Origin of the sequence: Pseudomonas sp. P9_2 (assembly GCF_034008255.1) — a bacterium.
Taxonomy (GTDB): domain Bacteria; phylum Pseudomonadota; class Gammaproteobacteria; order Pseudomonadales; family Pseudomonadaceae; genus Aquipseudomonas; species Aquipseudomonas synxantha_A.
In genome coordinates, this window is the sequence record NZ_CP125376.1 from 4,056,589 (window position 1) to 4,079,886 (window position 23,298).

Annotated in this window: 24 protein-coding genes; 5 read left to right on the plus strand and 19 right to left on the minus strand. The window is 59.5% G+C overall.

What is annotated here, in order from left to right; genetic code table 11:
* Positions 1-34: 34 nt before the first annotated feature.
* Positions 35-1,651, minus strand: a complete 1,617-nt coding sequence (locus QMK52_RS18165) for an NADP-dependent glyceraldehyde-3-phosphate dehydrogenase (protein WP_005789144.1) — start codon at positions 1,649-1,651, stop codon at positions 35-37.
* Positions 1,652-1,789: 138 nt separating this feature from the next.
* On the opposite strand from QMK52_RS18165, the gene QMK52_RS18170 reads away from it, so the two are divergent.
* Positions 1,790-2,650, plus strand: coding sequence for a Dyp-type peroxidase (locus QMK52_RS18170; protein WP_320403172.1), 861 nt, complete (start codon positions 1,790-1,792; stop codon positions 2,648-2,650).
* 31 nt (positions 2,651-2,681) lie between these two features.
* Here QMK52_RS18170 and QMK52_RS18175 read toward each other — a convergent pair whose 3' ends face one another.
* Positions 2,682-3,203 carry a DUF3087 family protein gene (locus QMK52_RS18175; protein WP_005789141.1) on the minus strand — a complete coding sequence of 174 codons (522 nt, stop codon included), beginning with the start codon at positions 3,201-3,203 and terminating at the stop codon, positions 2,682-2,684.
* A gap of 115 nt (positions 3,204-3,318) precedes the next feature.
* On the opposite strand from QMK52_RS18175, the gene QMK52_RS18180 reads away from it, so the two are divergent.
* Both QMK52_RS18180 and QMK52_RS18185 read left to right on the plus strand, forming a co-directional pair.
* Positions 3,319-3,498: a hypothetical protein gene (locus tag QMK52_RS18180; RefSeq protein WP_005789140.1), complete on the plus strand. Its 180-nt coding sequence runs from the start codon at positions 3,319-3,321 to the stop codon at positions 3,496-3,498.
* Positions 3,499-3,510: 12 nt separating this feature from the next.
* Complete coding sequence (locus tag QMK52_RS18185; RefSeq protein WP_005789138.1) at positions 3,511-3,705, plus strand: DUF6021 family protein; 195 nt, start codon at positions 3,511-3,513, stop codon at positions 3,703-3,705.
* A 30-nt stretch (positions 3,706-3,735) separates the two neighbouring features.
* Here the strand turns inward: QMK52_RS18185 and QMK52_RS18190 are convergent, their stop codons facing one another.
* Positions 3,736-3,972 carry a DUF6555 family protein gene (locus tag QMK52_RS18190; RefSeq protein WP_005789137.1) on the minus strand — a complete coding sequence of 79 codons (237 nt, stop codon included), beginning with the start codon at positions 3,970-3,972 and terminating at the stop codon, positions 3,736-3,738.
* Between the two features lie 120 nt (positions 3,973-4,092).
* On the opposite strand from QMK52_RS18190, the gene QMK52_RS18195 reads away from it, so the two are divergent.
* On the plus strand, positions 4,093-4,926 hold the full coding sequence (locus tag QMK52_RS18195) for an arylamine N-acetyltransferase family protein (RefSeq protein ID WP_032880611.1): 834 nt from the start codon (positions 4,093-4,095) through the stop codon (positions 4,924-4,926).
* A 125-nt stretch (positions 4,927-5,051) separates the two neighbouring features.
* Positions 5,052-5,804, plus strand: coding sequence for an outer membrane beta-barrel protein (locus QMK52_RS18200; RefSeq protein ID WP_194438592.1), 753 nt, complete (start codon positions 5,052-5,054; stop codon positions 5,802-5,804).
* Positions 5,805-5,955: 151 nt separating this feature from the next.
* On the opposite strand, the gene QMK52_RS18205 is transcribed toward QMK52_RS18200, so the two are convergent.
* From QMK52_RS18205 to QMK52_RS18270, 16 genes are all read right to left on the minus strand, one after another.
* On the minus strand, positions 5,956-7,230 hold the full coding sequence (locus QMK52_RS18205) for an MFS transporter (RefSeq protein ID WP_320404204.1): 1,275 nt from the start codon (positions 7,228-7,230) through the stop codon (positions 5,956-5,958).
* Complete coding sequence (locus tag QMK52_RS27420; RefSeq protein ID WP_413817816.1) at positions 7,157-7,459, minus strand: carbamoyltransferase C-terminal domain-containing protein; 303 nt, start codon at positions 7,457-7,459, stop codon at positions 7,157-7,159. Before QMK52_RS27420 ends, QMK52_RS18205 begins: the two co-directional genes overlap by 74 nt.
* On the minus strand, positions 7,414-7,614 hold the full coding sequence (locus QMK52_RS27425; RefSeq protein WP_413817849.1) for a carbamoyltransferase C-terminal domain-containing protein: 201 nt from the start codon (positions 7,612-7,614) through the stop codon (positions 7,414-7,416). The genes QMK52_RS27420 and QMK52_RS27425 overlap by 46 nt, the downstream gene beginning before the upstream one ends.
* Before the next feature lie 531 nt (positions 7,615-8,145).
* Positions 8,146-8,469 carry a helix-turn-helix domain-containing protein gene (locus QMK52_RS18210; protein WP_005789130.1) on the minus strand — a complete coding sequence of 108 codons (324 nt, stop codon included), beginning with the start codon at positions 8,467-8,469 and terminating at the stop codon, positions 8,146-8,148.
* A 287-nt stretch (positions 8,470-8,756) separates the two neighbouring features.
* Positions 8,757-10,220, minus strand: a complete 1,464-nt coding sequence (gene nuoN / locus QMK52_RS18215) for an NADH-quinone oxidoreductase subunit NuoN (RefSeq protein ID WP_005789129.1) — start codon at positions 10,218-10,220, stop codon at positions 8,757-8,759.
* A gap of 7 nt (positions 10,221-10,227) precedes the next feature.
* Positions 10,228-11,760, minus strand: coding sequence for an NADH-quinone oxidoreductase subunit M (gene nuoM / locus QMK52_RS18220; protein ID WP_005789127.1), 1,533 nt, complete (start codon positions 11,758-11,760; stop codon positions 10,228-10,230).
* 55 nt (positions 11,761-11,815) lie between these two features.
* Positions 11,816-13,669: an NADH-quinone oxidoreductase subunit L gene (gene nuoL / locus QMK52_RS18225; protein ID WP_005789126.1), complete on the minus strand. Its 1,854-nt coding sequence runs from the start codon at positions 13,667-13,669 to the stop codon at positions 11,816-11,818.
* Positions 13,666-13,974 carry an NADH-quinone oxidoreductase subunit NuoK gene (gene nuoK, locus QMK52_RS18230; RefSeq protein WP_003174727.1) on the minus strand — a complete coding sequence of 103 codons (309 nt, stop codon included), beginning with the start codon at positions 13,972-13,974 and terminating at the stop codon, positions 13,666-13,668. Before nuoK ends, nuoL begins: the two co-directional genes overlap by 4 nt.
* Positions 13,975-13,976: 2 nt before the next feature.
* The gene (gene nuoJ, locus QMK52_RS18235; protein WP_003174726.1) at positions 13,977-14,480 is read right to left on the minus strand and encodes an NADH-quinone oxidoreductase subunit J; all 504 of its coding nucleotides are present in this window, start codon (positions 14,478-14,480) and stop codon (positions 13,977-13,979) included.
* Between the two features lie 9 nt (positions 14,481-14,489).
* A complete protein-coding gene (gene nuoI / locus QMK52_RS18240) occupies positions 14,490-15,038 on the minus strand; it encodes an NADH-quinone oxidoreductase subunit NuoI (RefSeq protein WP_003174725.1) in 549 nt (182 codons plus the stop codon).
* A gap of 11 nt (positions 15,039-15,049) precedes the next feature.
* Positions 15,050-16,057 (minus strand): NADH-quinone oxidoreductase subunit NuoH, encoded by a 1,008-nt coding sequence (nuoH, locus tag QMK52_RS18245; protein ID WP_003192116.1) that lies wholly within the window; start codon positions 16,055-16,057, stop codon positions 15,050-15,052.
* Positions 16,054-18,768, minus strand: a complete 2,715-nt coding sequence (gene nuoG / locus QMK52_RS18250; RefSeq protein WP_320403173.1) for an NADH-quinone oxidoreductase subunit NuoG — start codon at positions 18,766-18,768, stop codon at positions 16,054-16,056. Before nuoG ends, nuoH begins: the two co-directional genes overlap by 4 nt.
* A 135-nt stretch (positions 18,769-18,903) precedes the next feature.
* Positions 18,904-20,259, minus strand: coding sequence for an NADH-quinone oxidoreductase subunit NuoF (nuoF, locus tag QMK52_RS18255; RefSeq protein WP_005789119.1), 1,356 nt, complete (start codon positions 20,257-20,259; stop codon positions 18,904-18,906).
* Positions 20,256-20,753 (minus strand): NADH-quinone oxidoreductase subunit NuoE, encoded by a 498-nt coding sequence (gene nuoE, locus QMK52_RS18260; RefSeq protein ID WP_003232080.1) that lies wholly within the window; start codon positions 20,751-20,753, stop codon positions 20,256-20,258. Before nuoE ends, nuoF begins: the two co-directional genes overlap by 4 nt.
* A gap of 2 nt (positions 20,754-20,755) precedes the next feature.
* Positions 20,756-22,540: an NADH-quinone oxidoreductase subunit C/D gene (gene nuoC, locus QMK52_RS18265; protein ID WP_005789116.1), complete on the minus strand. Its 1,785-nt coding sequence runs from the start codon at positions 22,538-22,540 to the stop codon at positions 20,756-20,758.
* 73 nt (positions 22,541-22,613) lie between these two features.
* Entirely contained in the window at positions 22,614-23,288 is a 675-nt protein-coding gene (locus tag QMK52_RS18270) for a NuoB/complex I 20 kDa subunit family protein (RefSeq protein ID WP_003174719.1), read from the minus strand.
* Positions 23,289-23,298 lie beyond the last annotated feature (10 nt).

Below are 23,298 nucleotides of genomic sequence, written 5' to 3' on the forward strand. Positions count from 1 at the left end.
ACTGACCTGTCTGCACATTGGAACGGGGTTGGCTTCAGAAAATGTAATCGGTCGTCAGGAAGCTCGAGTCACGGTTGCGCAGGATATCGCTGACCAACGCCTTGTTACTCTCCTGGAACTTGGTCGCCACCAGGGTGCGGATCGAAAACACGCGCAAGGCGTCATGCACCGACAGCGTTCCCTCGGCCGAGTTCTTGCGGCCGTTGAACGGAAAGGTGTCCGGCCCGCGCTGGCACTGGGCGTTGATATTGATGCGGCCGACCTGGTTGGCAAAGGTGTCCACCAGGCGTCCGACGGCGACGGGGTCGGTGCCGAAGATACTCAACTGCTGGCCAAAATCCGAGTCCAGCACGTAGTCGATCACGGTCTCCAGGTCACGGTAGGGCACGATCGGCACCACCGGGCCGAATTGCTCCTCATGGTAGACGCGCATCTGTGGGTTCACCGGGTACAGCACCGCCGGGTAGAAGAACGAACCACGGCTGCTGCCGCCCTCGCTATTGACCACCTGGGCGCCGTGTCGGGCGGCATCCGCCACCAGTTCGTTGAGGTAATCCACCTTGCCCACTTCCGGCAGTGGCGTCAGCGCCACGCCGTCTTCCCAGGGCATACCGGGCTTGAGCGTCGCGAGTTTGGCGTTGAATTTTTTGATAAAGCTATCGACGACATCTTCATGCACGAACAGGATCTTCAATGCAGTGCAACGCTGGCCGTTAAATGACAGCGAACCGGTGACCGCTTCACTCACCGCGTTATCCAGGTCCACCTCGGGCAGCACGATGCCGGGATTTTTCGCGTCCAGGCCCAGGGCGGCTCGCAAGCGGTGCGGCTTGGGGTGCAGCTTTTTCAGGTCGCTGGCGGCCTTGTTGGTGCCGATAAAGGCAAAGATGTCGATCTTGCCGCTGGCCATCAGCGCGCTCACGGTTTCGCGGCCGCTGCCGTAGATCACGTTGATCACCCCGGCCGGGAAGCTGTCGCGGAACGCCTCCAGCAAGGGGCGGATCAACAGCACACCGAGCTTGGCCGGTTTGAACACCACGGTATTGCCCATGATCAACGCCGGGATCAGTGTGGTGAAGGTCTCGTTCAACGGGTAGTTGTAAGGCCCCATGCACAGCGCCACGCCCAGCGGTACGCGGCGGATTTGCCCGAGTGTGTCCTGTTCCAGCTCGAAGCGGCTGCTGCGGCGGTCGAGTTCCTTGAGGGCGTTGATGGTGTCGGTGATGTAGTCGCAGGTACGGTCGAATTCTTTCTGCGAGTCCTTGAGGTTCTTGCCGATTTCCCACATCAGCAGCTTCACCACCGCATCGCGCTGTTCGCGCATACGCCGCAAAAATGCCTCGACGTGCTGGATACGTTCGACAACGCGCATCGTCGGCCACTCACCCTGGCCGCGGTCATAGGCACGCACGGCGGCATCCAGGGCGGTGAGGGCGGTGTCGGCGTCCAGCAATGGCGTGCTGCCGATATGCACGCGTTCGTCGCCCAGTTGCACCGGGCTTTGCACGCGAGCGAGCGGGCCATTCCACACCCGCAGCTGGCCATCAACCAGATAGTCACGCTGCTCAATGGGCGCCGTCAGGCGAAATTGCTCGGGAATCTGGGCGACGGAAGTGGGAAACAGCTGGGCGAGCAGGTTGCTGGTGGTCATGTCGCTACCCCTGGAATAGTTGCAAAACATGACTAGAGAGTCACCCAACTAGCGGCTCTAAGGCAAGGCTTACGCGCATTGTTGTTCGCAGCGCGGTGCGCGCCGGGTAAACTGCGCGGCTTTTCAGAAGGAGTTCACATGAGTCAGTACCAGCCGGGCATTCTTGCCGCACCGGTGCCTTTGCAGGCCCGCCATCTGTTTTTCGCCCTCGATTCCCTGCAAGCCGTGCCCGCGGCGCTGGACGCGCTGGTGCAGTTGACGGATGCGGCGGCCGTGGTCGGTTTCGGTGAGCCGCTGGTAAAGGCGCTGGGCGCCGAAATTGAAGGGCTGCGTGCATTCCCCGCCGTCAGCGGCCCTGGCGCTGACAACCCTTCGACTCAACAGGCGCTGTGGGTATGGCTGCATGGGGCGGATCGTGGCGAGTTGCTGCTGCGTAGTCGTGCCATCGAGAAAGCCCTGGCCCCGGCGTTTCGCCTGGTGCAATCGACTGAAGGCTTCCGCTACAAGACCGGTTTTGACCTGACCGACTACGAAGACGGCACCGAAAACCCTCACGACGATGCCGCCGTGGAGGCCGCCTTGACCGACAGTGGTGCCAGCTTTGCCGCTATCCAGCAATGGCAGCACGACCTCGACGGGTTCGCCGCGTTGCCTGCCCAGGAGCGTGACCACATCATCGGCCGCCGCCATGGCGACAACGAAGAGCTCGACGACGCTCCGGAATCGGCCCACACCAAGCGCACAGCCCAGGAAAGCTTCACCCCGGAAGCTTTCGTGGTACGTCGCTCCATGCCTTGGGCCGAGAATGGCCAGGCAGGATTGATGTTCCTCGCGTTTGGTCATTCCTTCGATGCATTTGAAGCGCAGTTGCGGCGTATGAGCGGGTTGGAGGATGGGATTGTCGATGGTTTGTACCGCATCAGTAAGCCATTGACCGGTGGCTATTACTGGTGTCCCCCGGTCAGGGAAGGGCGTCTGGACCTGAGTTTGGTTTGTTAACAGCCTTTTTGCTTGCTGCCTGAGGCACGTTTCAAGTGCTTTTGAGGGTTTCCAGCCACGCGGGGTCAAACCGTGTTTGCTCGGTATCGATCCCCAGGGCGTGCATCTTGGCCTTGTGTGCGTCAATCTCGCCGACCAGTTGCGCCTGGGCGCTGGAGTTGGCATCCAGCTCATGCATTTGCGTCAGCCCCAGGTGATAGAAACGCAACAGTTTGATGGCGGCCGGGTCGTTGGCTTGTACCCGCTCGGTGACCTTGTGCATTACGTTGGTCACGCTCATCAGGCTGCGCTTGAGCCGCCAGCCGTACACCGCCGGCGCGAGCCAGGGCTGGGACCAGAACGGGCCACGCACCAGTGCGACGGTGATCAACACCCCGGCAAATACACCGCCGACATTGAAGCGAAAGTTGTCCCCCCCAGGCTCACCAAACAGCATCACCGCCAGGCTCGACAGCAGCATGGCCAGGGCCAGGAACAGCACGGCCACGATCAGCGTGCTGCGGCGGGTCTGTTGACGGTAGGTGACAGGGTCGCAGGGTTTGAGCTCGAACATCCGGGTCAGGTCTCCAGAAAGGGCGGTCATCTTCTCATGCTTGCAGCAATGAAGTTGAACGATGACTGCGCACGGTTTCTCTAAACCTGTGAAGCCCCTCATGAGGTAAGCCATCATGTCTGAACACAAGCAGCCACCGCCAGGTACACCGGATCCGAACCGCACGCCGGGTGAGGAGGAGCGCGACAACGATGCTTTGCGCCCCAACGATCCCAAAGAGCGTGGCCCCGACAATGATGTCGAGCACGTCGAACAAGACCTGGAAAACCTCCACGACAAAGCGCGGCCGCTTTAGCAGGAGCATGTGATGAACAAACGTACCGATGGTCCCCACTCCAACGAGCACGCCAGTGGCAAGGATGAGCTGGGTTTCGACCCGGACTCGCCAGATGTGGCCGACCCTCAGGTCGACCCGGTAGGTCCGGCTATTGCGCCGCTGGATGAGAAAAAGTCATCTGAGAAAAAGCCGCCCTACGATCCGTTGGGCGACTTGAAGAAGTGAACCGAGCCCCGCCGTCGTGCGGGGCTTTGTTTATTTGGGTGGGGTCCAACTGACGTCGGTGATGCCGTATTTTTCCGCCCAGGGCCGGGTGGTTTTTTTCACTTGCTCGTGACCGACGCGGCCGATGCGGCTGACATGGGCAATGTCGGCATCAACGGCCGCCCAGTGCCAGGCTTCGGCGTTATTCATCACCTCGGCGCGCACCACGAAAGACTTGGGTTTACCGTGTAGCTGATAGTGGATGGTGTAGATTTTTGCGGTACTCATGTTGCCTCCCTGTCTTGTTATAGATGGATAGGCCAGCGTTCTAAAAGGTTCATTCAAAATGACAACGTACGCGGTGGCGCGGCATAGTGACGCTCTTGCCCTGCGCCCGAGGATCGCGCCATGCTCACACCCACGGATAGCCGCCTGTACCTGCAACGCCTGGGCTATGCCTCGCCACCGGCACCCACCTTGCAGACCCTGCGGGACTTGCAGCTGCGCCATGTCTGCACTTTTGCCTTTGAAAGCCTGTCGACCCTGATGCATGCGCCGGTGCCGATTGACCTGCAAAGCGTCACGCAAAAGGTGTTGCACCAAGGACGCGGCGGCTATTGCTATGAGTTGAACCAGCTGTTCCTGGCCTTGTTGCAGGAGCTGGGCTATGAGGCTCGCGGCATTACCGGTCGTGTGGTGATTGGCGGGCCACCGGACGCCCACACCGGCCGTACTCATCGTCTGAGCCTGGTGACCCTCGACGGCGTGCGCTATATCACCGATGTCGGCTTCGGTGGCATGGTCCCCAGCAGCCCGTTGCAACTGGACAACGAAGCGCCCCAGGCCACTGCCCATGAGCCTTTTCGCCTGACATGCAATCAGGGCAGCTACACATTGTGGGCCCAGGTCGGTGAAGAGTGGCGCGGCTTGTACGTGTTCGATCTGCAAGTGCAGGCAGATATCGACTACGAAATCGGCAACTGGTACGTCTCCACGCACCCTGGGTCGCCGTTCGTGGGGCAGTTGAAAGCCGCGCTGCTTGCCCCCGGTAAACGTCATACCTTGGCCAACGCCCACTATGCGCTTCATTACCTGGATCGGCCCAGTGAAAAGCGCACGCTTCAGAGTGCCGACGAGTTGCTGGCGCTATTGCACGACACGTTCGGGATTCAGCTGCCGGATCAGCCTCAACTTCGCGAAGCCGTTGAAAGCCTTATCCGCACGAATCCTGAAGAATATTGAGATAGAGCCTTCGCTGAACCGTTTTTTCTCCATTTTGGTGCAAATCAGTTCGAACTTTTTGCAAATGCCAAGGTTCGAACCGATTCCTGAATACTTTGCCCACCTTAAAATGGAGATGTAAAACGATGTCCAAACTATTCGGAAAATTTCTCAAGAACACCTCGTTGCTGGCCCTGGTAGCTGCGCCTGGCGTGGTGTTCGCTGCACCTTCCACCGACCCGATCTCCACGTTCGGGATCCTGGGCAGCTACAACGACTTCAAACTGGAAGGCGGTAGCGAAAGCGACAAGGACCACATGCCTGAAGCGGGCCTGTTCTATAACTTCGGCAACAAGCTCACCGCCGAATCCGGCTTCATCTACCAGGCCGGTATCGAAGCCAAGTACGGCGAAAAAAGCGATAACAAACTCAAGGAAGGCCAGGCTGACCTCGACCTCGGCTGGCGTGCCGCGCTGGATGCGCGCAACTTCGTCGACGTGATCGTAGGCGGTGGCTACACCTGGACCCGCTATGAGCCGGACACCAATGGCTACGATATGAAGCTGACCAACAAGTCGCCGTTTGCCAAGGCAGCCCTGGGCTACAACCACCAGTTCGATGACATGACGCTGCGCGTCGAAGCCGGCGCCCGTCACACCATCGATGGCCGCGCCAAACTCAAGGTAGACGGCGTTGGCAGCGACAGCGTGGACCTCAAGGACCGCACCAACCCTTATGCCGAAGTCAGCCTGCTGATGAACCAGAAGGGCGATCTGCCAGTGATGGCGGGCCTGTACTACACCCGCACCGAGTACAAGCTCGACGGCGATTCCTATGTGGCCGATAACACCAAGCTCAAGCGTGATGAGTATGGTTTCAAGGTGGGTATCGCATTCTGACGCTGTTTACGCTGTAAAAACGCCCCGAATGCTCGGGGCGTTTTTTGGGTGGGCCAGGCATGGCGCATTGCGCGCAAGCCTACTCGATCTTGGACTTGATTAGGTAACTTAAAGTAATAGGGGATTCACTGGGTGATCGTTTGATTCGGCACTAACCGACAGGTGTATGTGCTTGTTTTTTATACAAATATAGATAGAGCGCAATTGATACTGATGCAGTTAAAAAAGCCACGCATGCAGCCACAACAAAAGGGGCTGGACGACCGCCTGCAATTATTAGCACTGTCCCTAAAGAAGGTCCAATTATAACGCATAGCATTTGGATGCTTCTGAAAGACATGGATACTCTTCCGATATTATCAGAAGGGCATAATTGTTGAAGTATTATATTGGACGATATGATTAATAACTCATAACTTAAACCATTCAAAAACCAAATCAGCGGATAGAGATAGGCTCTTCCAGGTACTTGGAAAAATACTAAAATTGCGGTCAGGATTAATGCTGCAGAAAAAATAAATAATGCATGTGATCGAAGTAGAATCTCATCGATATTGCTCAATTTGAACTTCATCAACAGTGCGGCACATATCGCGCCCCCGGCGGTTGCGGAAACGATCACTGAAAAATTAACTGGAGGTAAGCCTTCGTAGGCTAGAAAGGACGCCAAATGCGGGTCGTAAATTCCTAAAGCCAGCGATGTCAGTAGGGAGTATAAAAAGCCTATGCGTAGTTGAAAGGGCAAGGCTTTGAAAATAGAAATTCCTCTTGTTATGTCGCGATAGAGTGGAAGGGTTTTCGTAGAGGAGTCATTAATTTGCATTCGGAATGCCAGGCAAATAGACCTTAGGAGTGGAAAGGTTAATGAAGTGGCGGCAGCCGACAAAAAGAATAAATCCTTAGGTGATAATACTGCCGTTAACATACCTGCAAGTAATGGTGCAAGAATTTTGGAGGATTGATCAAATACACTGACGTGACTGAAAAATGATTTGCGCTCTTCGGCAAGTATCAGTTGTCGAACCATGATGGTTATCGAAGGGAAGTAAAATAGGTTTGACACGCCTTTGAATAAAACCAAAAACAAAAAGCTCTGAAGGTCTGGAGACACTGCGAGTGCTACAGTAGATAGTGTGCGCAGTATGGCACCAAATAATAGTGTCTTCCTTACGTCATGTCGATCTATCAGCGTTCCAACGATAGGGCCAAGAAACAACATTGGGGCACCCAGGCAAAAAGCCAGGAACGCTATCGATGAAGGAGATGCATGCCATAGATAGACGGGGACCGTGAAGATCAAAAAAATATCAAGCCATAGTGATAGGCTGGATAGCGCTTGCACGTAAATAAGCTTACTTGACGTTTTCATCATGCCGATCTGAATTGAGAAAAAGTTTGTCTTCAAACACGAAGCCGTCGAGTCCATGTTCACTGGCGAATCGATACAGGTCGCTCAACCTATTTATAAAACCGCGGCCGTTAAAGTTCAGGGACGTGTTACAAAGTACGCCGACTCCTGATATATCACGATAGGCGCTCAGTAACTGATGCATACGAAGATTCTGCGATTTATTGACTGATTGAGGGCGCGCTGAGTTATCAACGTGCGTTACGGCTGGAATTTTAGATGAAATAACTTTTCGAAATTCCAGCATGAAAGGGATGGGTTAGACGGGCGAAAGTATTCAGCCATACATTCTTCTAAGCATATCGGCGCAATGGGTCGAAACCCCTCGCGCTTCTTGATTTTATTCAATCTAATGAGGTTTTCTCTAGGGTAGGGCGCCGCAAAATTACTCGTCTCATATATAGTTCCTCAGGATTATTGCCTTCGCAGATTTGCGATGCACTTAAACCGTATGAGCGTCTATTGTGATTGTCAATATTATTTCTTGAGCTGTATTATTTTTCAGTTGAGTCTTCCTGTGTTTTTCCAGGTATTTATCGGATCGGTCTGATTGGCATTTCCTACATTTCGCTCCATCGTTGATTTCTAAAGGTATTGGTTCATATACAAGACTGTAATATCCAGTTGCATATAAGCCGACGTTCCGTTGTCGTTGTGGTTCACATATTTTTCTTCGCGGGTGCTCAACGCTAGAAGCGTTTAGTCGAGGACACCAACTGCGGCGTATGGAATGCCTATGTTGATATTGATCTGCATCTGGCGTTTACGCTTGCGGCCGAAACCGCCATGCCTGGTGCTGTTCGACTCACTATGGTGGTGAGTCGAATGACTTGGAGGTGAAAGTCCTCTACACACCCGGCAAGGGTACGACACAAACTCCGCTGTGTGCTGTGGCGTCAATGGAAGCAGCCTACTACTCGATGCTTTTGCAGGTCAGCCCAGTGCAGCAAGTTGTGCCACGGTTTTCGGAAAGCGCGCCACCAGGCGGATCAGGGTGACGGCCTGGGCGTTGGGTTTGGCCCGGCCTTGTTCCCAGTTTTCCAGGGTCCGGATGTTCGTACGCAAGTACATGGCGAATACCGACCGGGAGAGGTTGAGTTGCTGTCGCACGGCGATCACCTCGTCTGCGGTGAGCGGTGCCAGTTTGTTGAGGTGCACTTGGTGAGTGCGCAGGGTGATTTTGCCCTGGCGTTCGTCGGCCAGGGCGTCGAAGCCTTCGATCAACTCTGAAGCAATAGTGCGTTTTGTGCTGATCACTACGTAGGTTGCGTATGAATTGATCACTTTTCGAAGGCAGGACGGAGCACAGATGTCAGCTGTCGCTGTGTATCGGGTCAGACCATTCGCGATGCTAGCGTGGCATGGGACCGCGGTGAGCCCATGAGTATCCAACTGACGCTCCTCGATCCAAATGTGTGTGTGGGCTTGCTCGCGAAGGCGGCGGGGCAGTCAATACATTTGGTGACCAGAGCACCTACTCTTGCCCTGAAAACGCAAAACGGCGCCCAAAGGCGCCGTTCTGCTTACTGCATCAATCTAAGCGATCAAACCCCCAACACCGCGTGCTGCACCAGGGTGAGCAACGGTTGCGGGTACACGCCCAGGAAGAACGCGAGCACGGCGATGGCCAGCAGCATCACGCCACCGGCTTTCTGTTCCCAATGCAGCTCGGCATCCACACGGCGCAGGTTTGGCTCGATCAGGTACAGGGTGACCATCACGCGCAGGTAGTAGAACACGCCGATGGCGCTGCCCAGTACCAACGACGCTACCAACCACCACTCGTGGGCTTCAACACCGGTCGCGACAATGTAGAACTTGCCGATAAAGCCCGCGGTCAGCGGGATACCGGCCAGCGACAGCATCATTACGGTGAGTACGGCGGTCAGGTACGGACGGCGCCAGAACAGGCCGCGGTATTCGTACAGGGCATCAGCATCACGGCCTTTGTAGGGCGAGGACATCAGCGTGATCACGCCGAATGCGCCAAGGCTGGTGATCACGTAGGTGACCAGGTACACGCCGATGGCTTCCACGGCCAGGCCTTTGCTCGCCACCAGGGCGATCAGCAGGTAGCCGAAGTGGGCGATGGACGAGTAACCCAGCAGACGCTTGAGGTTGTTCTGAGTCAGGGCCAGCAGGTTACCGAACAGGATCGACGCAATGGCGATCACGGTCAGCACGTTGCTCAGCACGCCGGTGTTGGCGGCAGGGGAGATTTGGAACAGACGCACCATCACCGCAAATACTGCCACTTTCGACGCAGTTGCCAGGAACGCGGCCACCGGTGCGGGGGCGCCTTCGTACACGTCCGGAGTCCACAAGTGGAACGGCACCAGCGACAGCTTGAACGCCAGGCCGATCAGCATCATCGCCAGGCCCAGTTGGGCAATCGGCGCCGGGCTGTTGGTGGCAGCCAGGGCGTGGCCGATACCGGTGAAGCTCAGGCTGCCAGCTTCTGCGTAGAGCAGGGCCATACCGAACAACAGGAACGCGGAACCGGCGGCCGACAGCACCATGTACTTGATACCGGCTTCCAGGGAGCGCTTGTTGAAGAAGGCGTAGGCCACCAGGCCGTAGGTCGGGATCGACAGCAGTTCCAGGCCGATGAACAAGCCGGCCAGGTGCTGCGCGCTGACCAGCACGATACCGCCGGCCGCAGCCAGCAGGATCAGCAGGTACAGCTCTTCGCGGTTGCCCGGGTAGCCGGTGCCGCCTTCGCCGAGGTAAGCGTGGGCGAGGGTGACGCACGCCAGGGTCGCCACCAGGATCAGGGCGATGTACAGCAACGCGAAGTCATCGACCATCATCAATGGCGTGACCGCCAGTGGCGCGACCTTGAGGGCCGGGATGATCGACAGCAGGGCCAGGTTCAACCCGGCGCAGGACAGCAGGAACGTTTGCGAGTGATTGCGGCGCCAGGCGATTGCCAGCATCACCACCACGATGGTGAGGCTGGTAATCAGCAGCGGCGCAAGCGCGATAAAGTGTTGGATCGTGAATTCCATAGCGCTCTTACCGGGCCGAAGCGAGTTGAGAGAAGGCGGTGCCGAACCACTGCTGCACGCCATGCATCGTTGCGGCAGAAGTGTCCAGGAACGGTTGCGGGTACACGCCGATGAAGATCAGCAACACCGCAAGGCCGAGCACCATGATCAGTTCGCGCGCATCCATCCCTTGCAGGACGGTGTCGGACTTGGCCGGGCCGAAGTAGGCGCGGTGGATCATGATCAGCGAGTACACCGAACCGAACACCAGGCCGGAGGTAGCAATGGCGCTGATCCACGGCGTCTGCACAAAGGCACCCATCAGGATCAGGAACTCGCCGATGAAGTTACCGGTACCCGGCAAGCCCAGGGATGCAGCGGCGAAGAACAGGCTGATCGCCGGCAGGTAAGCAATGCGCGACCACACGCCACCCATTTCACGCATGTCACGGGTATGCAGGCGCTCGTACAACTGACCACTGAGGATAAACAGGGCAGCGGCCGAAACACCGTGGGCCAGCATCTGGATCACTGCGCCTTGCAGCGCCAGTTGGCTGCCGGAGTAGATGCCGATCAGTACGAAACCCATGTGGGAAACGGACGAGAAGGCAATCAGACGCTTGATGTCGGTTTGCGCGAAGGCCAGGAACGCGCCGTAGAAGATCCCGATCAGACCCAGGGTCATGGCGATCGGCGCGAACTCGGCCGAGGCATTCGGGAACAGCGGCAGGGCGAAACGCAGCAGGCCGTAGGCCGCCGTCTTCAACAGGATACCGGCCAGGTCCACGGAACCGGCAGTCGGCGCCTGGGCGTGAGCGTCAGGCAACCAGGAGTGGAACGGCACCACTGGCAGCTTCACCGCGAAGGCGATGAAGAAGCCCAGCATCAGCACGTACTCGGTGGTCAGCGACATCTTGGTTTTCAACAGGTCGGCGTAGTTGAAGGTAATCACGCCGGTGCTGTTGAAGTTGACCAGGACCAGGCCCAGGATCGCCACCAACATGATCAGGCCGGAAGCCTGGGTGAAGATGAAGAACTTGGTCGCCGCGTAGATCCGGGTTTTCTTGCCGTCCGAAGAACTGTGACCCCAGAGCGCGATGAGGAAGTACATCGGCACCAGCATCATTTCCCAGAAGAAGAAGAACATGAACAGGTCCAGCGCCAGGAACACGCCGACAACGCCGCCCAGGATCCACATCAGGTTCAGGTGGAAGAAGCCCACGTGACGCTGGATCTCTTTCCAGGAGCAGAGTACCGAGAGGATACCCAGCAGGCCGGTCAGCAGGATCATCAACAGAGACAGGCCGTCGAGGGCCAGGTGCACGTTGATGCCGAAGCGCTGGATCCACACGTGCTTGAATTCAAGCGCGAAGGTGGGATCGACACCCGGTGCCGGAGCAAATGAATAGTCGCCATGGGCCCACAGCCAGAGGCCGAGTGCGAGTTCCAGGGACATGGTCAGCAACGCAATCCAGCGGGGGAGGGTGGCGCCGAAGCGTTCACCCATCCAGCAGAGCAGGCCGCCGATAAAGGGGATCAGGATTAGCCAGGGCAGAATCATGACGGGCTCGTTTCCTTTCGCAAGTTTGCAAAGTACGCAGTGCACTTAAACATAGTCAGACCGCTACCACGACGATGGCGCCGATCACCAGCACGGCACCGGCCGCCATGGACGCTGCATACCAACGCAATTGGCCGGTCTCGCTGCGGCTCAGGGCTGTGTGACCAGCCTTGGCGGCGCGCGGGATCAAACCGATGGTCTGGTCGAGCGGGTCTTTGCGCAGTACATGGCTGATGGCGAGGTATGGCTTGACGAACAGTTTGTCGTAGAGCCAATCGAAGCCCCAGGCAGCGAACCACCAGGCCGACAGGAAGCGCCCGATGCCACTGTTGGCCACGGCGGTCACGAAGCGACGCTTGCCGAGGAACAGCAGGGCGGCCAGCAGGATACCGGCGATGGCAATGGCGCCCGAGGCGATTTCCAGGCTGTGCTTGTCTGCGCCGCCGGCATGGCCGACGCTTTCTGGCAATACGCCGGCCAGTGGTGGAGTGATCATGGCGCCGACGAAGGTCGACAGGATGATCAGCACCGACAGTGGCAGCCAGTGGGAGATGCCGTGGCCTGCGTGCGCTTCGGTCTTGGCTTCACCGTGGAAGGTGATGAAGATCAGGCGGAAGGTGTACAGCGAGGTCATGAACGCACCCACCAGGCCTGCGTAGAGCAGGTTCTGGTTACCGCTGGCAAACGCTTCCCAGAGGATTTCGTCCTTGGAGTAGAAACCGGCGGTCACCAGCGGCAGGGCGGCCAGGGCGGCACCACCGACGATGAAGCTGGCGTAGGCCAGTGGCAGTTTCTTCCACAGGCCGCCCATCTTGAAGATGTTCTGCTCGTGGTGGCAGGCGACGATCACCGCACCGGAGGCGAGGAACAGCAGGGCCTTGAAGAACGCGTGGGTCATCAGGTGGAAGATCGCCGCGTCCCAGGCGCCAACGCCCAGGGCCAGGAACATGTAGCCGATCTGGCTCATGGTCGAGTAGGCGAGGATACGCTTGATGTCGGTCTGCACCAGCGCGGCGAAGCCGGCCAGTACCAGGGTCACGCCACCGACGATGCCTACCAGGTGCAGGATGTCCGGTGCCAGGGTGAACAGGCCGTGGGTACGGGCGATCAGGTAGACACCGGCGGTCACCATGGTCGCGGCGTGGATCAGTGCCGAAACCGGTGTAGGGCCGGCCATCGCATCCGCCAGCCAGGTTTGCAGCGGCAGTTGCGCGGATTTACCCACGGCGCCGCCCAGCAGCATCAGGGTCGCCAAGGTGATCCAGAAGTCGCCGACCTGGAATTTCTGCGGTGCCAGCACCAGCAGTTCCTGAATGTTCAGCGTGCCCACCTGTTGGAACAGGATGAACAAGCCAATGGCCATGAACACGTCGCCGATACGGGTGACGATAAACGCCTTGAGTGCTGCGTTACCGTTGTTGCGGTTGCTGTAGTAGAAACCGATCAACAGGTACGAGCACAGGCCCACGCCTTCCCAGCCGAAGTACAGGAACAACAGGTTATCGCCGAGTACCAGGAACAGCATGCTGGCGATAAACAGGTTGGTGTACGAGAAGAAACGCGAGTAGCCCGCTTCGCCGCGCATGTACCAGGACGCGAACAGGTGGATCAGGAAGCCCACACCCACCACCACGCCGAGCATGGTGATCGACAGGCCGTCGACGTAGAGGGCGAAGTTGGGCTTGAAACCCTCCACCGACATCCACTGCCACAGCACCAGGGTGTAGTGACCGCCTTCTGGCGGCGCCACGTTGAATTGCCAGATGACGTAGGCGGCCACGATGGCCGACAGGCCGATGGAGCCCACGCCGATCAAGGCCGAGAGGTTTTCCGACCAGCGCCCGCGAGAGAACGACAGCAGCAGGAAACCGATCAGGGGGAATACGAAAGTCAGAAAGATCATGTTCATCCGCGCATCTCACTGGCAGCGTCGATATCAAGCGTGTGGAAGCGACGATACAGCTGCAGCAGGATCGCCAGGCCAATACTGGCTTCGGCGGCTGCCAGGCTGATCACCAGGATGAACATGACTTGTCCATCCGGCTGGCCCCAACGTGCGCCCGCCACGATGAACGCCAGTGCCGCGGCGTTCATCATGATTTCCAGGCTCATCAACACGAACAGAATGTTACGGCGCACCATCAGGCCAACCAGGCCAAGGCAGAACAGGATGCCGGCGACCGCCAGACCATGCTCCAAAGGGATAGCAGGCATCGTCATTGCTCCTTGGCTTCGTTGCGGCCCAAGTGGAAGGCGGTGATGGCTGCGGCGAGCAGCAGCATCGAAGCCAGCTCGACCACCAGCAGGTACGGGCCGAACAGGCTGATGCCCACGGCTTTGGCGTCTACGGTGGTGTGGCCGATGGCCTGGCCGCTCTGGTGAGCGAACAGTACATACAGCAGTTCACCCAGCAGCAACGCTGCGAGGACGACCGGGCCGAGCCAGATGCCGGGCTTGAGCCAGACGCGCTCCTGGGCGACCGAAGCCGGACCCAGGTTGAGCATCATCACCACAAACACGAACAGCACCATGATGGCGCCGGCGTAGGCGATCACTTCCAGTACACCGGCGAACGGTGCGCCGAGACTGAAGAAGGTCATGGCCACGGCGATCAGCGAAATGATCAGGTAGAGCAGGGCGTGCACGGGGTTGGTGTTGGTGATCACGCGAAGCGTGGACACCACTGCAATACCCGATGCGAAATAGAAAGCGAATTCCATCTTTCTTCCTTAAGGCAGCAAGCTCTTCACGTTGATCGGCTCGGCTTCGTTTTGTGCGGCGCCCTTCGGCTTACCGGCAACGGCCATACCTGCAACACGATAGAAGTTGTAATCAGGGTTTTTACCGGGACCAGAGATCAGCAGATCTTCTTTCTCGTACACCAGGTCCTGACGTTTGAACTCGGCCATCTCGAAATCCGGTGTGAGCTGGATCGCGGTGGTCGGGCAAGCTTCCTCGCAGAGGCCGCAGAAAATGCAGCGCGAGAAGTTGATACGGAAGAAGTCCGGGTACCAGCGACCGTCTTCGGTTTCAGCTTTCTGCAGGGAGATGCAACCCACCGGGCACGCCACGGCGCACAGGTTGCAGGCTACGCAACGCTCTTCGCCATCGGGGTCGCGGGTCAGTACGATGCGGCCGCGATAGCGCGGCGGCAGGTACACCGCTTCTTCGGGGTATTGCAGGGTGTCGCGTTTGCGAAAGCCGTGACCGAACACCATCACCAGGCTTCGCAACTGGGTACCGGTACCCTTAACGATGTCGCCAATATATTTGAACATGGGTCAAATCCTCACTGAACCGCGGCAGCTGGCGTGTTCAACAACACGACGGCAGCCGTCACCAGCAAATTGATCAGGGTCAGCGGCAGGCAGAATCTCCAGCTGAAATCCATCACCTGGTCATAGCGCGGGCGCGGAATCGAGGCGCGCAGCAGGATGAACAGCATGATGAAGAACGCGGTCTTCAAGAAGAACCAGAAGAAGGCCAACTGCGGCAGGATGCCGAACGGACCGTGCCAGCCGCCGAAGAACAGCGTGACCAGCAGGGCCGAGATCAAGATGATGCCGATGTACTCACCGACGAAGAACATGCCCCACTTCATGCCGGCATATTCAATGTGGTAACCGTCGGCCAGTTCCTGCTCCGCTTCCGGCTGGTCGAACGGGTGACGGTGAGTCACGGCCACGCCAGCGATGAAGAAGGTACAGAAGCCAAAGAACTGCGGAATGATGAACCACAGGTTCTGTGCTTGGTACTCGACGATATCGCGCATGTTGAACGAGCCGACCTGCACCACGATGCCCATCAGCGCCAGGCCCATGAACACTTCGTAGGACACGGTCTGGGCCGAGGCCCGCAAGCTGCCCAGCAGGGCGAACTTGTTGTTACTGGCCCAACCGGCGAACAGCACCGCATACACCGACAGACCGGCCATGGCGAAGAAGAACAGCAAGCCGATGTTCAGATCCGCCACGCCCCAGGTCGGGGTGATCGGGATGATCGCGAAGGCGATCAGCAAGGCGCTCATGGCCACCACCGGTGCCAGGGTGAAGATCACCTTGTCGGCGAACGGCGGGGTCCAATCTTCCTTGAAGAACATTTTCAGCATGTCGGCCGCGATCTGGAACATGCCGAATGGGCCAACGCGGTTCGGACCGTAACGGTCCTGCCACCAGCCCAGCAGGCGACGTTCGACGAAGCTGAGCAGCGCGCCCGCGACGACCACGGCCAACAGGATCACGATGGCCTTGACCACCGAGATGATCACGTCAATTACTTCCGGCGTGAACCAGGTCATTGCGCTGCCTCCTGCAGACCGTCAACGGTTTGGCCAAAGATAGCGGGCGGAATGCCGGCAAGGCCTTTAGGCAGTGCAACCAGGCCAGCGCCCAACTCCTCGTTGATACGCAGCGGCAGACGCAGGGTCTGGCCGGCCACGTTGACGCTGAGCAGCGCACCGTCGTTGACGCCCAGGCGGTCGGCTTCGGACTTGGCCAGCGACACGTAGGCCGCAGGGATGCGTTCCTGCACCGGCGCGGCCTTGGAAGAGGTCTCTTCGCTGCCGAACAGGTGGAAGAACGGCACGACCTGCCAGGTGCCCGGCGCCGGGTTGAACGGACGCGGTACCGCAGTGAACCAGTTCAGCGAGTCACCGGTGCTTTCGATCAGGCGGGTGCCCGGGTCGCCAGCACGGATGTGACCACCGACTTCGTCCTGGAACTTGTTCCAGGCCTGCGGCGAGTTCCAGCCCGGCGACCAGGCAAACGGCACCTGCTGACGCGGCTCGGCCGAGCCCGAGTAACCTTCCATGGAGAAGGCGAACGCAGTGTCGATGTCTTGCGGGGTACGCGGTTCGTGCACGCTGATGTCGGCGCGCATGGCGGTACGACCGGAGTAGCGCAGCGGTTCACGGGCCAGTTTCAGGCCCTTGATACGGAACGCGGCGGACGGTGCAGCGTCGACGATGCGGGCCAACTGCGGCGCGCTCGCAGCGGTGGCTGCGGTGACGTGGTCGAGCTGGGTCCAGTCAATCGGCTGGTTCAGCAGGGTCGCACGCAGGGCATGCAGCCAGCGCCAGCCTTCGTGCACCAGGATGCTGGCATCCATGTACTTCGGATCGAACACCTGGAAGAAGCGCTGGGCGCGGCCTTCCTGGCTGACCAGGGTACCGTCGCCTTCGGCGAAGGTGGCGGCTGGCAGCACCAGGTCGGCGCGCTCGCTGGTGGCGGTCTTCTGGTGGTCGGCCACGATCAGGACTTTGGCAGCGTCCAGTGCAGCGTCAACCTTGGCGGCAGCGGTGCGGGTGTACAGGTCGTTTTCCAATACCACAATGGCGTCGGCGTTTCCGTCGGTCACTGCTTGCAGGGCGGCGTCCAGGGACTCGCCACCGAGCATGGCCAGGCCCAGGCTGTTGGCTTCCGGCACCACCAGGCTGATGGAGCCGTTCTTGTCGCGCAGCTTCAGGGCCTTGGCGATGTTGGCGGCGGCTTCGATCAGCGCCTTGGAACCCAGCGAGGTACCGGCAATGATCAACGGGCGCTTGGCGGCCAGCAGGGCGTCGGCGATGCGCTGGGCCAGTTCGACGGCTTCGGTGTCCAGGCCGTCGACGGCAGGCGCGCTGGCGTCGAGGGCGTGGGCCACTGCGAAACCGAGGCGTGCCAGGTCGTCCGGTGCGGCGTGCACGCATTCTTCGGCGATGTCGTCGAGCTTGGTTTCAGCCAGCGAGGCGATAAACAGCGGGTTCAGCGCGTGCTGACCGATGTTTTTCACCGCCGCGTCAAGCCACGGCTGTACGCGCATGGCGTCGGCCATTTCTTCGGCCTTGCCTTTGACCGACTGGCGCAGCGACAGGGCAATGCGCGCAGCGGTCTGGGTCAGGTCTTCACCGAGCACGAAGATGGCATCGTGGTCTTCGATGTCGCGCATGTTCGGAACCGGCAGCGGGCTGTCGTTCAGCACTTGCAGGACCAGGCGGATGCGCTCCAGCTCGCCGGCTTCGATACCGCAGTAGAAGTGCTCGGCACCGACCAGCTCGCGCAACGCGAAGTTGCTTTCGAGGCTGGCACGCGGCGAACCGATACCGACGATATTGCGCCCGCGCAGCAGGTCGGCGGCTTTATCCAGCGCGGCGTCCAGGCTCAGCTTGGCGCCATCGGCCAGCAGCGGCTGGCGTGGGCGGTCTTCGCGGTTGACGTAGCCATAGCCGAAACGGCCACGGTCGCACAGGAAGTACTGGTTGACCGAACCGTTGAAGCGGTTTTCGATACGACGCAGTTCGCCGTAGCGCTCGCCCGGGGAGATGTTGCAACCGCTGGAGCAGCCATGGCAGATGCTCGGCGCAAATTGCATGTCCCACTTACGGTTGTAGCGCTCGGAGTGAGTCTTGTCGGTAAACACACCGGTCGGGCAGACCTCGGTGAGGTTGCCGGAAAACTCGCTCTCAAGCACGCCGTCTTCAACGCGACCGAAGTACACGTTGTCGTGGGCGCCGAAGACGCCCAGGTCGGTGCCGCCGGCGTAGTCTTTATAGAAGCGCACGCAGCGGTAGCAGGCGATGCAGCGGTTCATTTCGTGGGAAATGAACGGGCCGAGGTCCTGGTTCTGGTGGGTACGCTTGGTGAAGCGATAACGGCGCTCGTTGTGGCCGGTCATCACCGTCATGTCTTGCAGGTGGCAGTGACCGCCTTCCTCACAGACCGGGCAGTCGTGGGGGTGGTTGGTCATCAGCCATTCGACAACGCTGGCGCGGAACGCCTTGGATTCTTCATCGTCGATGGAGATCCAGGTGTTGTCGGTGGCTGGGGTCATGCAGGACATGACGATACGACCACGGGTGTCGTTCTCGTCGGTGTATTGCTTGACCGCACACTGGCGACAGGCACCGACGCTACCGAGCGCGGGGTGCCAGCAGAAATACGGGATATCGAGGCCGAGTGACAGACACGCCTGTAACAGGTTGTCCGCCCCATCGACTTCGAGCGCTTTGCCGTCTACGTGGATAGTGGCCATGGTTCAAAGTTCTTCGTTGGCCCGTTGTCAGCGGGCGTGGCTAATGGAATCTTGTTATTCATGTGCATCTACACAGCCTTGACGGCGTCAGCACATGAGCAGGCGAAGGGCACGGACCCTTCGCCTGTTTAAGCGTTACGCGCCGACTACGATCGGCTTCGCCAGAGGCGGGACGGCGGCGCTGGTGGGCGCGATGCCGGCTTCGAACTCCGAGCGGAAGTATTTGATTGCGCTGCCCAATGGCTCTACGGCGCCCGGTGCGTGAGCACAGAAGGTCTTGCCTGGGCCGAGGAAGCCGACCAGGCCCAGCAGGGTTTCGATGTCACCCTCGCGGCCTTCGCCATTTTCCAGGGCCATCAGCAGCTTGACGCTCCACGGCAAACCGTCGCGGCATGGGGTGCAGAAACCGCAGGACTCACGGGCAAAAAACTGCTCCATGTTGCGCAGCAGCGAGACCATGTTCACGGTGTTGTCGACCGCCATTGCCAGGCCGGTACCCATCCGGGTGCCCACCTTGCCGATGCCGCCGGCATACATTTGTGCGTCCAGGTGCTCAGGAAGCAGGAAGCCGGTGCCGGCGCCGCCTGGCTGCCAGGCTTTCAAGGTGTAGCCGTCGCGCATACCGCCGGCGTAGTCCTCGAACAGCTCGCGTGCGGTCACGCCGAACGGCAGCTCCCACAGGCCAGGGTTCTTGACCTTGCCGGAGAAGCCCATGAGCTTGGTGCCCATGTCTTCGCTGCCCTCGCGAGCCAACGATTTGTACCAGTCCACGCCGTCGGCGATGATCGCCGGCACGTTGCACAGGGTCTCGACGTTGTTCACGCAGGTCGGCTTGCCCCACACGCCTACGGCGGCGGGGAAGGGCGGCTTGGAGCGCGGGTTGGCGCGGCGACCTTCGAGGGAGTTGATCAGTGCGGTTTCTTCACCACAGATATAACGCCCGGCGCCGGTGTGCACGAACAGTTCGAAGTCGAAGCCGGACCCGAGGATGTTCTTGCCCAGCAGGCCCGCAGCCTTGGCTTCTGCCACTGCACGGTTGAGGTGCTTGGCGGCGGTGGTGTACTCGCCACGCAGGAAGATGTAGCCACGGTAGGTCTTGAGCGCACGGGCGCTGATCAACATGCCTTCGATCAGCAGATGGGGCAGTTGCTCCATCAACATGCGGTCTTTCCAGGTGTTGGGCTCCATCTCATCCGCGTTGCACAGCAGGTAGCGGATGTTGATGGATTCGTCCTTGGGCATCAGGCCCCACTTCACACCCGTGGGGAAGCCTGCGCCGCCGCGGCCCTTGAGGCCGGCGTCTTTGACGGTCTGGACGATATCGTCCTGGGCCATGTCGGCGAAGGCTTTGCGCGCAGCGGCGTAACCGTTCTTGGCCTGGTATTCGTCGAGCCATACCGGCTCGCCGTCGTCTCGCAGGCGCCAGGTCAGCGGGTGGGTCTCGGCCGAACGCTTGATCAGGTTGGCCGGGCCGAAAGAGGTCAGGGTCATGGGTAGCCCTCGAGCAATTGGGTCACGCCAGCAGGCTGTACGTCACCGAATGTGTCGTCGTCGATCATCAACGCCGGCGCCTTGTCGCAGTTGCCCAGGCAGCACACCGGCAGCAGCGTGAAGCGGCCGTCGGCGGTGGTCTGGCCGAGGCCGATGCCGAGCTTGGCCTGGATTTCGCTGACCACGGACTCATGGCCGCCGATGTAGCAGACCATGCTGTCGCACACGCGAATGATGTGACGGCCGACTGGCTGACGGAAGATCTGGCTGTAGAACGTCGCCACGCCTTCAACGTCGCTGGCGGGGATGCCGAGGATCTCGCCGATGGCGTAAAGGGCGCCGTCGGGCACCCAGCCACGTTCCTTCTGGACGATCTTCAAGGCTTCGATCGACGCCGCGCGCGGGTCTTCGTAGTGATGCAGCTCGTGCTCGATGGCCGAGCGCTCGGTTTCACTCAAGGTGAAACGGTCTGTCTGGATAAGCGTGCTGTTCATGCTTAGCGGTCCACGTCGGCCATAACGAAATCGATACTACCCAGGTACGCAATCAAGTCCGCGACCATCTCGCCTTTGATCACCGAAGGGATCTGCTGCAAGTGGGCGAAGCTTGGGGTACGAATCCGGGTGCGGTAGCTCATGGTGCCGCCATCGCTCGTCAGGTAATAACTGTTGATACCCTTGGTCGCTTCGATCATCTGGAAGGATTCGTTGGCCGGCATGACCGGGCCCCACGAAACCTGCAGGAAGTGCGTGATCAGGGTTTCGATGTGTTGCAGCGTGCGCTCTTTGGGCGGCGGCGTGGTCAGCGGGTGATCCGCCTTGTACGGGCCTGCCGGCATGTTGCGCATGCACTGCTCGATGATCTTCAGGCTCTGGCGCATTTCTTCGACGCGCACGATGCAACGGTCGTAGGCATCGCCATTGGCCGCCAGCGGTACTTCGAACTCGAAGTTCTCGTAGCCGGAGTACGGGCGCGCCTTGCGCAGGTCGAAGTCGCAACCGGTGGAACGCAGGCCGGCACCGGTGACGCCCCATTCCAGGGCCTCTTTGGTGTTGTACTGGGCGACGCCGATGGTACGACCCTTGAGGATGCTGTTGTCCAGCGCGGCTTTCTGGTACTCGTCCAGACGCTTGGGCATCCAGTCGATGAACTCCTTGACCAGGCGCTCCCAGCCGTTCGGCAGGTCGTGGGCCACGCCGCCGATGCGGTACCAGGCCGGGTGCAGGCGGAAACCGGTGATGGCTTCGATGACCTTGTAGGCGCGCTGGCGGTCGGTGAAAGTGAAGAACACCGGAGTCATGGCGCCGACGTCCTGGATATAGGTACCCAGGAACAGCAGGTGGCTGGTGATGCGGAAGAACTCGGCCATCATGATGCGGATGGTGTCGACGCGGTCCGGCACTTTAATGCCGGCCAGCTTCTCGACCGAGAGCACGTACGGCAGGTTGTTCATCACGCCGCCGAGGTAGTCGATACGGTCGGTGTACGGGATGAAGCTGTGCCAGGACTGACGCTCGGCCATCTTCTCGGCGCCACGGTGGTGGTAGCCGATGTCCGGGACGCAGTCGACGATTTCTTCGCCGTCCAGTTGCAGGATGATACGGAAGGCACCGTGAGCCGAAGGGTGGTTCGGGCCCAGGTTGAGGAACATGTAGTCCTCGTTGGTGCCGGAGCGTTTCATGCCCCAGTCTTCCGGACGGAAGCGCGCTGCTTCTTCTTCAAGCTGCTGCTTGGCGAGGTTGAGGCTGTACGGGTCGAATTCGGTGGCGCGGGCAGGGAAGTCCTTGCGCAGCGGGTGACCTTCCCAGGTCGGCGGCATCATGATGCGCGTCAGGTGTGGGTGGCCAGGGAAGTCGATGCCGAACATGTCCCAGACTTCACGCTCGTACCAGCTGGCATTCGGCCAGATACCGGTGACGGTCGGGATGCTCAGGTCACTCTCGCTCAGGGCAACCTTGATCATCACGTCGCTGTTACGTTCCAGCGACATCAGGTGGTAGAACACGGTGAAATCGGCGCCGCTCGGCAGCCCCTGGCGCTTGGTGCGCAGACGCTCGTCCACGCCATGCAGGTCATAGAGCATGACGTACGGCTTGGGCAGGTTGCGCAGGAAGGTCAGGACTTCGACGAGCCTGGCACGCGCCACCCACAGCACCGGCATACCGGTGCGTGTGGCCTGGGCGGTGAAGGCGTCAGGGCCAAAACGGTTATTGAGTTCGACAACCACATCCTGGTCGTCTGCCTTATAAGGCGGGATGTACAGAGCACTGCCTGTAGTCATGGTTTTTTATCGCTTTCGGTCAACGTAAAGAATGAAGCCAGGTTTTCGTTCTATAAAAAGAAGCGGTGCTGGATCAGACTTCGTCGGGGCTGCGCAGGTTGGTGACTGCGATTCGCTGTTCGCGGCGCTGTTCCTTTTGGGACGGCATCTCGGCGCGGTACACGCCTTGATCACCGACGACCCAGGACAGTGGGCGACGCTCCTTGCCAATCGATTCCTGCAACAGCATCAAGCCTTGCAGGAATGCTTCGGGGCGGGGCGGGCAGCCAGGCACGTAGACGTCCACGGGCAGGAACTTGTCCACCCCTTGAACGACCGAGTAGATGTCGTACATGCCACCGGAGTTGGCGCACGAACCCATGGAGATGACCCACTTCGGTTCGAGCATTTGCTCATAGAGACGCTGGATGATCGGCGCCATCTTGATGAAGCAGGTACCGGCGATAACCATGAAATCCGCCTGGCGCGGTGATGCCCGGATAACTTCGGCGCCAAAGCGGGCGATGTCATGGGGCGCCGTGAAGGCGGTGGTCATTTCCACGTAGCAGCACGAAAGGCCGAAGTTGTACGGCCACAGGGAGTTTTTACGCCCCCAGTTGACCGCGCCACTCAGCACGTCTTCCAGCTTGCCCATGTAGATGTTTTTGTGGACTTGGTCTTCTAACGGGTCGGAAACGGTTTCCCGTTCGCCGATGGGGTACTGCTCGTTAGGAGCATCCGGGTCGATCCTGGTGAGATTGTATTGCATTGCCAAAGCC